General features: G+C 66.3%; 13 protein-coding genes. All 13 read left to right on the forward strand.

Annotated elements, in window-relative coordinates; translation table 11 throughout:
• The first annotated feature begins 203 nt into the window (after positions 1 to 203).
• The 13 genes from AB0O89_RS00005 (at position 204) to AB0O89_RS00065 (ending at position 12,853) form a co-directional block, all read left to right on the forward strand.
• The gene (locus tag AB0O89_RS00005; protein ID WP_341579026.1) at positions 204 to 500 is read left to right on the forward strand and encodes an ATPase; all 297 of its coding nucleotides are present in this window, start codon (positions 204 to 206) and stop codon (positions 498 to 500) included.
• A 63-nt stretch (positions 501 to 563) separates the two neighbouring features.
• Entirely contained in the window at positions 564 to 3,224 is a 2,661-nt protein-coding gene (gene alaS, locus AB0O89_RS00010; RefSeq protein ID WP_363493109.1) for an alanine--tRNA ligase, read from the forward strand.
• A complete protein-coding gene (gene ruvX, locus AB0O89_RS00015) occupies positions 3,221 to 3,694 on the forward strand; it encodes a Holliday junction resolvase RuvX (RefSeq protein ID WP_363493112.1) in 474 nt (157 codons plus the stop codon). Before alaS ends, ruvX begins: the two co-directional genes overlap by 4 nt.
• Position 3,695: 1 nt before the next feature.
• A complete protein-coding gene (gene mltG, locus AB0O89_RS00020; protein WP_363493114.1) occupies positions 3,696 to 5,294 on the forward strand; it encodes an endolytic transglycosylase MltG in 1,599 nt (532 codons plus the stop codon).
• 1 nt (position 5,295) lies between these two features.
• Complete coding sequence (locus AB0O89_RS00025; RefSeq protein WP_363493116.1) at positions 5,296 to 6,135, forward strand: shikimate dehydrogenase; 840 nt, start codon at positions 5,296 to 5,298, stop codon at positions 6,133 to 6,135.
• Positions 6,136 to 6,139: 4 nt separating this feature from the next.
• Positions 6,140 to 7,384 carry a chorismate synthase gene (gene aroC / locus AB0O89_RS00030; protein WP_363493118.1) on the forward strand — a complete coding sequence of 415 codons (1,245 nt, stop codon included), beginning with the start codon at positions 6,140 to 6,142 and terminating at the stop codon, positions 7,382 to 7,384.
• Positions 7,371 to 7,922, forward strand: coding sequence for a shikimate kinase (locus AB0O89_RS00035; protein WP_363493120.1), 552 nt, complete (start codon positions 7,371 to 7,373; stop codon positions 7,920 to 7,922). The genes aroC and AB0O89_RS00035 overlap by 14 nt, the downstream gene beginning before the upstream one ends.
• The gene (gene aroB, locus AB0O89_RS00040) at positions 7,919 to 8,995 is read left to right on the forward strand and encodes a 3-dehydroquinate synthase (protein ID WP_363493122.1); all 1,077 of its coding nucleotides are present in this window, start codon (positions 7,919 to 7,921) and stop codon (positions 8,993 to 8,995) included. The genes AB0O89_RS00035 and aroB overlap by 4 nt, the downstream gene beginning before the upstream one ends.
• Complete coding sequence (locus AB0O89_RS00045) at positions 8,995 to 9,549, forward strand: GNAT family N-acetyltransferase (protein ID WP_363493124.1); 555 nt, start codon at positions 8,995 to 8,997, stop codon at positions 9,547 to 9,549. The genes aroB and AB0O89_RS00045 overlap by 1 nt, the downstream gene beginning before the upstream one ends.
• 5 nt (positions 9,550 to 9,554) lie before the next feature.
• Positions 9,555 to 10,016, forward strand: a complete 462-nt coding sequence (gene aroQ / locus AB0O89_RS00050) for a type II 3-dehydroquinate dehydratase (RefSeq protein WP_363493126.1) — start codon at positions 9,555 to 9,557, stop codon at positions 10,014 to 10,016.
• Between the two features lie 194 nt (positions 10,017 to 10,210).
• A complete protein-coding gene (gene efp / locus AB0O89_RS00055; protein WP_292710352.1) occupies positions 10,211 to 10,771 on the forward strand; it encodes an elongation factor P in 561 nt (186 codons plus the stop codon).
• Positions 10,772 to 10,774: 3 nt separating this feature from the next.
• On the forward strand, positions 10,775 to 11,209 hold the full coding sequence (nusB, locus tag AB0O89_RS00060) for a transcription antitermination factor NusB (RefSeq protein WP_363493129.1): 435 nt from the start codon (positions 10,775 to 10,777) through the stop codon (positions 11,207 to 11,209).
• 78 nt (positions 11,210 to 11,287) lie between these two features.
• The gene (locus AB0O89_RS00065; protein ID WP_363493131.1) at positions 11,288 to 12,853 is read left to right on the forward strand and encodes a Rieske 2Fe-2S domain-containing protein; all 1,566 of its coding nucleotides are present in this window, start codon (positions 11,288 to 11,290) and stop codon (positions 12,851 to 12,853) included.
• The last annotated feature ends 64 nt before the right edge of the window (positions 12,854 to 12,917 follow it).

A 12,917-nucleotide genomic window follows, 5' to 3' on the forward strand; every position in this document is an offset into this window, starting at 1 on the left:
TCCAGCACAGCCCACACCTCGTCAGAGATCTCTTGTCGCGTCACCCGTCAAGACTCGCCCACGAGACGCCGAAACATCTTGATCAACACGGCCTAAGCGGCTCATTCATTACACGTTCGCGAAGGGCGTCGGGGTTACCCGGCGCCCTTCGCTGTTCTCGCCTACGATGGGATGAGCCGCCGTCGCGGAAAGGGAGTGAGCGCATGAAAAACCTGCTGTGGTTCGCACTGGGGCTTGCCGGGGGTTTCGTCGCCGCCCATTACGTCAACAAAGATCCGCGTGGTCACGAGCTACTGGCCGAGGTGGATGCGCGTATCTCGCAGTTCACCGACCGCATCGCGGATGCCTACCGTGAGCAGGAAGCTCGGATTGTCGGGATCGTCGAAGACGCTGTGGACTCGGCATCCGCGGCGGTCGACACCGTAACCGAGGCCGTGACAGACGCTGCCGGCGATGCCGCCGACGCTGCGAAAGACGCCGCCAAGAAGCTCACCGACTGATCTCAATGCGTGCGTGCGTCGCCCGGGCCGGGCGATGCCGTTCACTCATGCAAAGGAAACCCGATGAAGACCGCTGAGATCGCCCAGCGCTACCTCGACTACTTCGAGAAGAACGATCACGTCATCGTTCCGAGCGCATCGCTGGTCACCGATGACCCATCCTTGCTTTTCACTGTCGCGGGGATGGTGCCCTTCATCCCCTACCTCACCGGAGTCGTTCCCGCGCCTTACCCTCGCGCCGCTGACGTGCAGAAGTGCATCCGCACCAACGACATCGAAGAGGTCGGCAAGACCGCACGCCACGGAACGTTCTTCCAGATGCTGGGCAACTGGTCGTTCGGTGACTACTTCAAGGCCGGCGCCATCGAGTACGCCTGGGAGCTGCTGACCTCGCCCGAGTCAGCCGGAGGCCTCGGCTTTGCCGAGCGCGACCTCTGGGTCACCGTGTACGAGGACGATGACGAGGCAGCTGGTCTCTGGAAGAAGATCGCCGGACTTCCCGACGAGCGTATCCAGCGCTTCGGCAAGGAAGACAACTACTGGTCGACCGGTCAGCCGGGCCCTGCAGGGCCCTGTTCCGAGATCTATTTCGACCGCGGACCGGCGTACGGTCCGGATGGGGGACCGGCAGTCGATGACAGCCGGTTCACCGAGATCTGGAACCTCGTGTTCATGCAGTACGCGATCACGAACGTTCGGTCCAAGGTCGATTTCGATGTGGTGGGCGAGCTCCCGCAGAAGAACATCGACACCGGCATGGGCCTGGAACGTGTCGCGTTCATCAAGCAGGGCGTCGACAACATGTACGAGACCGATCAGGTGCGCCCTGTGCTCGATCTCGCGGTCGCGCTGTCGGGCCGCACGTACGGTGCCGTCCACGAGGATGACGTGCGATTCCGCGTTGTCGCCGATCACGTTCGTTCCTCGCTCATGCTGCTCTCCGACGGGGTCCGCCCCTCGAACGAGGGTCGTGGCTACATCCTTCGCCGCCTCATGCGCCGCACGATTCGTGCCATGCGTCTGCTCGGTGTCGATGCGCCGACGTTCCGCGAGCTGTTTGCCGCGTCGCGGGATGCCATGGCTCCTGCCTACCCGACGCTCGCCACCGACTACGACCGGTTGGAGTCCGCGGCAGTCGCAGAGGAAGAGACGTTCCTTCGTACGCTCGCAGCCGGCTCGACGATCCTGGATCTTGCTGTGGCTGAGACCAAGGGCTCGGGCAAGGCCGAGATCGCGGGCGCCGAGGCGTTCCTGCTGCATGACACCTACGGTTTTCCGATCGACCTCACGCTCGAGATCGCCGAAGAGGCCGGTCTGTCTGTGGACCGGGCCGCGTTCGACTCGCTCATGCACGAGCAGCGCCAGCGCGCCAAGGCCGACGCGAAGTCGCGCAAGCGCGCTATCGCCGATCATTCGGTCTACCGCGAGTTCCGCGCCCTCGGCGAAACGACGTTCACGGGGTACACCGATCTGGAGACCGAGTCCCGCATCCTGGGTGTGCTCGTGGATGGGGTCTCTGTGGATCGTGCCCCCACCGGTCAGGTGGCTGAGGTGATCCTTGCCGAGACGGCACTGTACGCGGAGTCGGGTGGTCAGGTTGCCGACAAGGGGATCATCGTCGGTCCCGGCTATCAGCTCGACGTCATCGATGTGCAAAAGCCTGTGCCTGGCCTCGTGAGTCACACCGTGGAGGTGACCAGCGGAGAAGTCGCCGTCGGGCTGGCTGCGACGACCATCGTTGATGCTGCCAACCGCCGCGCAGCGGCGCAGGCGCACTCGGCGACGCACCTCGTCCATGCCGCCCTTCGTGACACGCTCGGGTCTTCGGCCACGCAGTCCGGGTCGCTGAACCGGGCCGGCTACCTGCGCTTCGATTTCACCTGGGCGCAGGCTCTTTCGCCCGAGACGAAGTCCGAGATCGAGGAGATCGCGAACAACGCCGTGCGCGACAATCTGCAGGTCACCACACGTGTCCTCGCGCTCGACGAAGCCAAAGAACTCGGCGCTATGGCCCTGTTCGGCGAAAAGTACGGCGACACCGTTCGGATGGTGGACATCGGCGGACCGTGGTCGCGTGAGCTGTGCGGCGGTACCCACGTCGCGACCAGCGCCGAAGTGGGCCTGATCAACCTCGTCGGAGAATCGTCTGTCGGTGCTGCCAATCGTCGTGTCGAGGCGCTCGTCGGTGCTGATGCCTTCCGTGAGCTCGCCGCCGAACGAGCGATCGTCTCGCAACTGACCTCGTCACTGAAGACCCCCCGGGATCAGTTGCCGGCGCGCATCGCCGAGCTCGCCGCGAACCTCAAGGCAGCCGAGAAGAAGATCGCGTCGCTGCAGGCGAAGGCTCTGAGTGAGCAGGTTCCGGACCTTGTTGCCGGCGCTCGTCGTGTGGGCGATCTCTCGGTGGTCGCTGCCAACCTCGGCCGTGCGGGTTCGGCTGACGACGTCAGAGCCGTCGCGCTGAAGGTCCGCGAGCGACTCGGATCCGATGCTGCGGTCGTCGCTCTCGGAGGCGAGGTCGATGACCGACCCGTCGTCATCGTCGCCACCACCGAATCGGCACGCTCGCTCGGCGTGAAGGCCGGGCCCCTGGCGAAGGCTGCCGCGACGGTACTCGGTGGGGGCGGCGGCGGACGCGACGACCTCGCCCAGGGCGGGGGCAGCGACGTGAGCGCGCTGACTCGCGCCCTCGATGACGTCGTGGCGGGGCTGCCCCGGACGTGAGCGGATTTCGCCGCGGCATCCGTCTGGCCGTCGACGTCGGGAAGGCTCGTGTGGGCGTCGCCCAGTGCGATCCTGACGGCATGCTCGCGACGCCGACCGAGACTGTCTCGCGCGGCGACGGCACCATCGGTCGGCTGACTGAGCTGGTGGCAGACCTGGATCCGATCGAGGTGATCGTCGGCCTGCCGATCAATCTGCGAGGAGAACGCACAGCCTCGACCGACGACGCAGAGGCGTTCGCCAGCGAGCTGAGCGCCCACATCAGCGTCCCGATCCGGATGCTCGACGAGCGACTCAGCACGGTCTCGGCGCACAGCGCCTTGCGAGCATCCGGCAAAACCACCCGAACTTCTCGTACGATTGTGGATCAGGTCGCCGCCGTCGTGCTGCTGCAGCAGGCGTTGGACATCGAGAAGAGCACCGGCCGCCCACCGGGTGCGCTACTACCCCCCGCCGAGGAGCCTGCCTGACATGCCCGACGATTCGTCACCGTTCGACGATCCGTTCGCCGATCTCTTCGGGAAGCTCCCGGACGGTCGGTCGCGTGGGACTGGAGGTGCAGCCTCGGCCTCGTCGGAGCCGTCTGCTCCCGAGCCTGCCGAACCGGCAGCACCGGTTCCAGCTTCCGAGGGATCGTCCACACCGGCTCCACCGTCACGACGTGCCGCGCGCGAGGCCCGTGCCGCAGGCACGAGCGGCGGCACGGCAGGCGGCACGCCGTCAGATTCACCGCTGCCCACACAGCCACCGAGCCCGGCTACCTCGAGCCCGGCAGACGACGACGTACCCCCAGAACTGTTCTGGGCCGCGGTCGCAGCACCTCCGGCCTCAACGCAGAGTCTCACCTCGACCTCGACATCCGCTCCTCGCGCGGATCGTCCCGCGCCGGCCACGACCGGCACACTCGATGACCTCTTCGCAGGAGAGCGCACCACGGATGACATCGGCATGACCCCTCCGCCCGCAGAACGCCGCCGTCGCCGACGCGGCGGATGGATCGCCCTCATCGTTGTGCTCGTGCTCTTCGGCGGCGCTGCGGCAGGCGGCTGGTGGGTGTGGTCGACGTACGAGGACAAGATCCGCGAGGTGCTGGGCTGGGAGGAGCCCCAGGAGTACGAGGAGGGGATCGCCACCGGCGAAGCCTTCCTCACGATCGTGTCAGGAGATACCGGAGCCTCGATCTCACCGAAGCTCTACGAGGCGGGTGTGACGCGAACGCCCGACGCGTTCTACGACTACCTCGTCGCCGAAGACCTGAATCCGCCGTTTGTTCCCGGCGTCTTCCGGCTCCAGCAGCAGATGACGTCGGCTGCGGCGCTGGAGGCGATTCTCGATCCCGCCAACAAGATGGAGAACACCGCGCAACTGCGCGAGGGACTCACGGTCGATCAGTCGATCCAGATCCTCTCCGACAGCCTCGGCATCCCTCTCGAGGACTTCCAGGCTGCCGTGGCCGACCCGACTCTGTACGGGGTGCCCGTCAATGAGGCTGTCGTCGCTGCCGGCGGGCAGCCGCTGGAGGGATGGCTGTTCCCGGCGACCTACACCTTCGATCCCGGAGTAACCGCACAGCAGGTCATTCAGACGCTCGTCAACCGCGCGGTCCAGTCCCTGGATACCGCAGGCGTGCCTGTCGATGATCGGGAGCGCATCCTCACAATCGCCTCGATCATCCAGCGCGAGGCCCGGTTTGAGGCCGACTTCTACAAGGTCTCGCGCGTCATCCAGAACCGCCTCGATCAGGGCATGAAGCTGCAGATGGACTCGACGGCTCAGTACGGCTACGGCGAGTTGCACGACGGCACGGTGAGTTCCTCGGGTGAAGCTCTCACCGACAACAACCCCTGGAACACCTACGTCATCGATGGACTGCCGGTCGGCCCCATTGCGAACCCGGGCGACCTCGCCATCGACGCGGCGATGCACCCCGAGGACGGACCGTGGCTGTACTTCGTCACAGTGAACCTCAACACCGGCGAGACCGTCTTCACGACCAACTACGACGACCACCTGGCCGCTGTGGAGCAGTGGCGCCAGTGGTGCACGGCTAACCCCGACGCTGGCTGCTGAGGTGACGCAGCGACGTACGCGTCTGGAGGTCTGGGGCGACCCGATCGAGCACAGTCGGTCACCCCAACTCCACGCTGCCGCGTACCGCGCGCTCGGCCTGGATTGGTCGTACGAACGCCGCCGCGTGGCGACGGAGAGGTTCGGTTCGGAACTGGGCTCGCTCGACGACGCCTTCCGAGGCCTGTCGATTACCTACCCACTCAAAGAGGCGGCTTTTGCGGCATCCGTGACCCGCGATGCCCGCGCGCAACTGACCGGAGCCGTGAACACCCTTCTGCTGACTGGTGCTGAGCCTTCCGGGTTCAACACGGACGTCGGCGGCATCGTCGGCTCGCTCGCCGAGTGCGGGATCACCGAGCTGCAGCGGGTCCGGATCGTCGGAGCAGGCGCGACCGCGACATCCGCGCTCGTGGCTGTCACTGAGATCGGCGCGAACCACATCGAGGTCGCAGCGAGGCGGCCTGACGCGGTCGCCGGGCTCCGCGATATCGGCGAGCGGCTGGGCCTCTCCGTTCACGGCGTCCCTCTCGCGCAGCCTGAGCTTGAACCTGTCGATCTGACAATTGCGGCGCTCCCTGGCGGCGCGGTCGTGGCTGATACAGACGCCGATCGGCTCGCATCGGGCGGCGCGCCCTTGTTCGACGTCGTTTATGGGCAGGGGATGACCTCCCTACAGGCGGCCTGGCTGCGCGCCGGTCATCAGATCCATACGGGCGAAGGGATGCTGCTGCACCAGGCTGTGCTGCAGGTACGGATCTTCGTCGGCGGTGACCCGGCGGTGCCACTTCGCGACGAGACGACTGTCGTCGGCGCGATGCGCTCAAGCCTCATGGGAGACTAGACCAATGCTCCGCGTGCTCACGGCCGGCGAATCGCACGGCCCCGAACTGGTTGCCGTCATGGAGGGTCTTCCCTCTGGCGTTCCCATTTCCCGCTCCGAGATCCAGGCTGACCTTGCCCGTCGCAAACTCGGGTACGGGCGCGGATCGCGCATGAAGTTCGAAGAAGACGAACTGACGATCTCCAGTGGCGTCGTGCACGGAGTGAGCCTGGGCAGCCCGATCGCCCTACGCATCGCGAACACCGAATGGCCCAAGTGGGTCGAGGTCATGAGCGCTGAACCGATCGAACTGACCGAGAAATCACGCGGTCGTGGCGCAGCCCTCACCCGTCCCCGGCCCGGGCACGCCGACCTGGTCGGGATGCAGAAGTACGGGTTCGACGAGGCCCGGCCGATCCTCGAGCGGGCAAGCGCCCGCGAAACGGCTGCCCGCGTCGCACTCGGTGCCATTGCCCGCGCGTTTCTGGCAGAGCTCGGCATCCGGCTTGTCTCCCACACGGTGGGTATCGGTCCGATCGAAGCTCCCCGGGACGCTCCGCTTCCCACGCCCGACGACGTCGAGGCGCTGGATGCTGACCTGATGCGCTGCTTCGATCCGGAGACCTCGGCGCGGATGGTCGCCGAAGTCGATGACGCGCGCAAAGCCGGCGACACCCTCGGTGGCGTCGTCGAAGTCCTCGCGTTCGGACTCCCTCCGGGGCTCGGCAGCCACGTGCACTGGGACCGGCGGCTCGATGGCAAGCTGGCCCAAGCGCTCATGAGCATCCAGGCGATCAAGGGCGTTGAAGTCGGCGACGGCTTCCTGACGGCGCGGCGTCGGGGCTCGGAAGCCCACGACGAGCTGTTCGCGACAGACGGCGGCATCGCCCGGGCCACGGATCGCGCCGGGGGAACCGAGGGCGGCATGTCAACCGGGACCGTGCTGCGCGTGCGTGCCGGCATGAAGCCGATCGCCACCGTCCCGCACGCACTGCGTACGGTGGACGTGGCATCCGGCGAGACCGCCAACGCGCACCACCAGCGCTCGGATGTGTGCGCTGTCCCGGCAGCCGGTGTGGTCGCCGAAGCAATGACGGCGCTCGTGCTCGCTGACGTCGTTCTCGAGAAGTTCGGCGGTGACAGCGTCGCCGAGACGCGACGCAACCTGCAGTCCTACCTCGACGCGATTCCCGCGGCCCTGCGCACGAGCGCAGAGAGCGATGAATCGCTGCTGGACGCGGCAGTTCTCACCAGCGATGGCCCCCGCTAGTCCGCTCGTTCTGGTCGGCCCCATGGGGGCGGGAAAGACGAGCATCGGGCGTCGCGTGGCCAAAGCCCTGGGCGTGACGTTCATCGACACGGATGCCGTGGTTCAGCGTGAGCACGGGCCGATTGAGCAGATCTTCGAGACCCAGGGCGAGTCGACATTCCGCTCCTGGGAACGTGCGGCGATTCAGGACGCCCTCGGGCACGGCGTTGCCGTCGTGTCACTGGGCGGCGGGGCTGTGCTGGATGCCGATACGCGTACGGATCTCGCGACATGCCATGTCGTCATGCTCACGGTCGACCCGCGCGTCGTAGCCGGGCGGATTCAGGGGACAGCCCGCCCGCTCCTTTCGGGCGAGGACCCTCTGGAGCGCTGGCGGCGCATCTGGCAGGAGCGTCGTCCCCTCTACGAGAGCGTCGCTGACATCACGATCGACACGTCCACGGGGCCTCTCCAGCACGTCGTGGACGAGATCGTGTCCTGGGCGCGTCCCCGTACCGAGTCCTCCGATCCACCCGCCACCGGGAAAGAAGAGTCATGAACGCTCCGACCACAATCGCCGTTGCCGGCGACAGCCCGTACGACATCACGATCGGTCGCGGCATCCTCGACTCGGTTGGCGCGGCACTCCCGACTGCTGCTCAGCGTGTGCTCATCGTGCACCCGCCGACGCTGTCAGCGCAGGCTGAAGAGCTGCGCGGACGCCTGCAGGGCGACCGACAGGTGCTTCTTGCTGAAGTGCCCGACGCCGAGGCAGGCAAGCGCGTGGAGGTCGCGGCTTTCTGCTGGCAGGTCATGGGCCAGGCGAACTTCACTCGTACTGACGCCGTCGTCGGCTTTGGCGGGGGAGCGGTGACCGATCTGGCCGGGTTTGTCGCCGCGACCTGGCTGCGCGGCGTCTCGGTGGTGCATGTTCCGACGACAGTCCTCGGCATGGTGGATGCCGCAGTCGGCGGAAAAACGGGCATCAACACCGCCGAGGGGAAGAACCTCGTGGGGGCGTTCTGGCCGCCGTCCGCCGTCGTTTGCGACCTCGATCTCCTGGAGACCCTGTCGCGCAACGAGACCGTTGCGGGATTCGCAGAGGTCGTGAAGGCCGGCTTCATCTGGCATCCGGAGATCCTGGAACTCATCGAAGCGGACCCCGCCGCTGCGACAGACCCGGCATCCGACGCGTTCCGACGGTGCATCGAGCTCGCGATCGGGATGAAGGCCCGTGTCGTCTCCGAAGACCTGCGTGAGGCGGGCCTTCGCGAAGTCCTCAACTACGGCCACACCCTCGGGCACGCCATCGAGCACACCGAACGGTATCAGTGGCGCCACGGCGCGGCGATCTCCATCGGCATGGTGTTCGCCGCCGAGCTCTCGCGGCTGGCCGGGCGACTCTCGGATGACGCCGCCCAGCGGCACCGCGACATCCTGACCTCCCTCGGCCTGCCGACCACGTACCGAGCCGGCGCGTGGCAGCAGCTGCTGGCGACGATGCAGCGTGACAAGAAGACACGAGGGAGCATGCTGCGCTTCATCGTCCTCGACGACATCGCTCGACCGACCGTGCTGCAAGCGCCTGACGAGTCGCTCCTGTTCGCCGCTTACCAGGAGGTTGCCGAGTAGTGCGCCACCTGGCCGGCTCTGCAGCGCCCTACGAGGTGCGTCGGATCCGCCTGCACGAGTGGGCAGAGGTGCGTGACCTCCGCATCCGTGCGACCGGCGACCCCGACGCGGCCCTCGCATTCCTCACCACCCACGACGAGGAACTGGCTCGGGACGACTCCTTCTGGCGGGAGCGGACCGCGGGCGGTTCACTCGGCGAGAACGCAGCCCAGTTCGTGGCCGTGACCTCTGGTAGCTGGGTCGGTACCGCCACCGTACTGCTGCGCGCCCTGGGCGACACCGACCACCTCGGCCGCGCACTCACCGCCCCGCGCGCGGACATCGTCGGCGTGTACATCGACCCCGGCCACCGCGGGCAGGGACTGCTCGGCGAGCTCATCGACGCGGCGGCAGCGTGGGCCGGAGCGGGGGGACATGATGCTCTGACATTGGATGTCCACCGCGACAATCTGCGCGCCCAGCGGGCCTACGCACGGCTCGGGTTCACACCCACCGGCATCACGTTCGAAAGCTCGATCGGCCCAGAACTCGAGATGCGCCGCGCAATAGAGTGACACCTGTGACGTCAACGCCTCGCCGGCTCCTGCTGCTCAACGGGCCGAATCTGAATCTGCTCGGAACCCGTGAGCCCGACATCTATGGACACGAGACCCTCGCGGACGTCGAAGCTCTCGTGGCGCGGACGGCTGCGGCATCCGGCTTCGACGTGCGTGCGCTGCAGTCGAACCACGAGGGAGTGCTCATCGACGCCATCCATGCGGCTCGCGAGGACTGCGCCGGAATCGTGATCAATCCCGGGGGCCTCACCCACACCTCGGTGTCGCTTCGTGATGCTCTCTCCGGCGTCTCGCTTCCGGTAGCCGAGGTCCACATCTCCGACGTGTACGCGCGCGAGGAGTTCCGCCACCACTCCTACATCCGCGATGTCGCCGCCGTCCACGTGGTCGGCGAGGGGGTGCCCGGCTACGCGCGGGCGACCACGCTCCTGATCGACATCCTCACCGGCAGGGCCGACGGCTAGTTCGCCTCCCGCACCGAGCCCACGCGCTGAGACCCAACCTGACGCGTGAGCCGGATAGTCGTCTCTCGCGCCAGGTTGTGTTTCACGGATGCCGGATCTGCGCGCGTGCGGGCGGGCGTAGGACTCCCGTAGACTCGGATGTCGGCCGCGCCCTGGCGTGCGGCATCCACGTACACGAACGGAACTTCCTCCTCATGGCATCCACCGCAGACATCAAGAACGGCGTCGTCCTCAACATCGACGGACAGCTCTGGAGCGTCGTGGAGTTCCAGCACGTCAAGCCCGGCAAGGGCGGCGCATTCGTGCGTACCAAGCTGAAGAACGTGATGACCGGCAAGGTTGTTGACAAGACGTTCAACGCCGGAGCCAAGGTCGAGACCGAGAACGTCGACCGCCGCGATTTCACCTACCTCTACAACGACGGTGACGGCTTCGTGTTCATGGACGTGGCTGACTACGACCAGATCACGGTCGGCGCGGCGACCGTCGGCGACGCCGCGAACTTCCTGCTCGAGAACCAGCAGGTGCAGATCGCGCTCAACAACGGCAACCCGCTCTACATCGAGCTGCCGGCATCCGTCGTGCTGGAAATCACGTACACCGAGCCGGGCCTCCAGGGCGACCGCTCGTCGGCAGGCACGAAGCCCGCCACTGTCGAGACCGGCTACGAGATCCAGGTGCCGCTGTTCCTCGAGACCGGCACCAAGGTCAAGGTCGACACCCGCACGGGTGACTACCTCGGCCGGGTCAACTGACGCGTGAGCGCACGCACCAAGGCGCGCAAGCGCGCGCTCGACATTCTCTTTCAGGCAGACGTCCGTGGAGAGGATGTCGCACTGACGCTCGCCGCAGAGGCCCGCCGTGCCGCGTCCGAGCCGGCGCGGGAAGCGTCGTGGCTGTACGCCCGCGAGATCGTGGACGGCGTCATCGACAACGCGGCGGCCATCGACGAGGCGATCACGGATGCCGCAAAGGGCTGGACTCTTGCCCGGATGCCCGCCGTGGACCGCGCGCTGCTGCGGATCGGCACCTGGGAGATCGTGTACAACGATGGCGTCCCCGCCGCTGTCGCGATCGACGAAGCTGTCGAACTCGCTAAGGAGTTTTCCACCGACGACTCCGGCGCCTTCGTACACGGTGTGCTCGGCCGGGTAGCACGTGGCGGCGACGCTCCCGCCGAAAAGGCCCACTGACCTCGTCTCATTTGTACGGCGTGAACCCAGGGCCCACGCGAGCACGCCACCTACACTCGTCTCGGGAGAGGAGCGTCCATGCGCATCACCGGACTCGGACATGCTGGCATGTTCATCGAGACCGCGGGAGGTTCGATCCTGTGCGACCCGGTCATCGGGCCGTCATTCTTCGGGTCGTGGTTCCCGTTCCCCGACAACCGGGGCTTGGACTGGGAGCGCTTCGGCGCCGCCGACTTCCTCTACATCTCGCACCGGCATCGCGATCATTTCGATCCCCGGATGCTTCACCGGTACGTCCGTCGCGACATCCCCGTGCTCTTGCCGGAATATCCGACCGACGACCTTGAGCGCGACCTGATCGACCTCGGCTACACGAACATCATCCGCACGGAGGCCGGCGTTCCGCTGACCTTCGGCGCGATGACGCTCATGATCACGCCGCTGCGGGCCCCCTCCGACGGTCCGATCGGTGATTCATCTCTATCGGTGGATGACGGCACTGCCAGCATCCTGAACCAGAACGATTCGCATCCGCTGGACCTCGAGAAGCTCCTCTCGTTCGGAAAGCCTGACGCCTACTTCACGCAGGTCTCGGGTGCGATCTGGTGGCCCATGGTCTACGACCTGCCGCAGGACTCGAAGGAGCACTTCGCGCAGCTCAAGCGCGAGGCTCAAAACAAGCGCGCGATGTACTACATCGACAAGGTGGACGCCGCGCACGTGTTCCCCATGGCGGGGCCCCCGATGTTCCTGCGCGAGGAACTGTTCCGCTACAACGGCACGGGCCTCGAGAACGACTCGATCTTCACCGACCAGGCGGAGTTCCTCGAGCACCTGCGAGCAGAGCGACCTGACAAGTCCGGTCACCTGTTCGTTCCCGGAACGCAGGTAGACATCGCCGGCTCCGACGTCACGATCACGCAGACGCTGTACACGGATGCCGAGATCGACCGCATCTTCCACGACAAGTGGACCTACCTCGCCGAGCAGCGCGACAGCCGGCAGGACGAGGTCCGCGCCGAGGAGTCGCGGCGTGCTGCAATACTCCCGCCGGCGGAGATGCTTGCGGCGATCAAAGAGTGGTGGGAGCCGCTGCTGCGGCGCGCGCGCATCATCCGGGACGGTGTGGGCGGCAACGTGCGGTTCCGCATCGGCGACCTGGATATGGTCGTCGACTTCCCGAAGGCGAAGGTGCGCGAGTACGCGGGGGAGGAGTGCATCTACTGGTACACGATTCCCGCTGACCTCGTCTCGACCAACATCGCCGACCACGAGATCGACTGGTCGAACTCGATTTTCCTGTCGATGCAGTTCTCGGTGGGGCGCAGCGGAAAGTTCAACGAGTTCCTCACCACATTCCTCAAGTGTCTCTCGCGCGACCGTATCGAGTACGTGGAGAACTGGTACGCCGAGCAGTCGGACCAGACCGAGGACGTGCAGCTCGAGGACTGGGTCGTGCAGCGCCGCTGCCCGCACTTGCGGGCCGACCTCACGAAGACCGGCAAGATCGAGGACGGCGTGCTGACCTGCTCCCTGCACGACTGGAAATGGGACCTTGCCAGCGGCAAGTGTCTGACGACGACGGGACATCCCATCCGGTCGCAGCGGATAACCGAGACGGCTGACGCGCCTGCCGCTTCCTGACGAGCGCTTCCGGTAGGCTCGAAACACAGCAACCTTTAACACCGTCCCGTGAGGCGGAGAAGGG

This window comes from Microbacterium sp. NPDC076895 (assembly GCF_040687115.1).
In the GTDB taxonomy this organism is placed as follows: Bacteria; Actinomycetota; Actinomycetes; order Actinomycetales; family Microbacteriaceae; genus Microbacterium.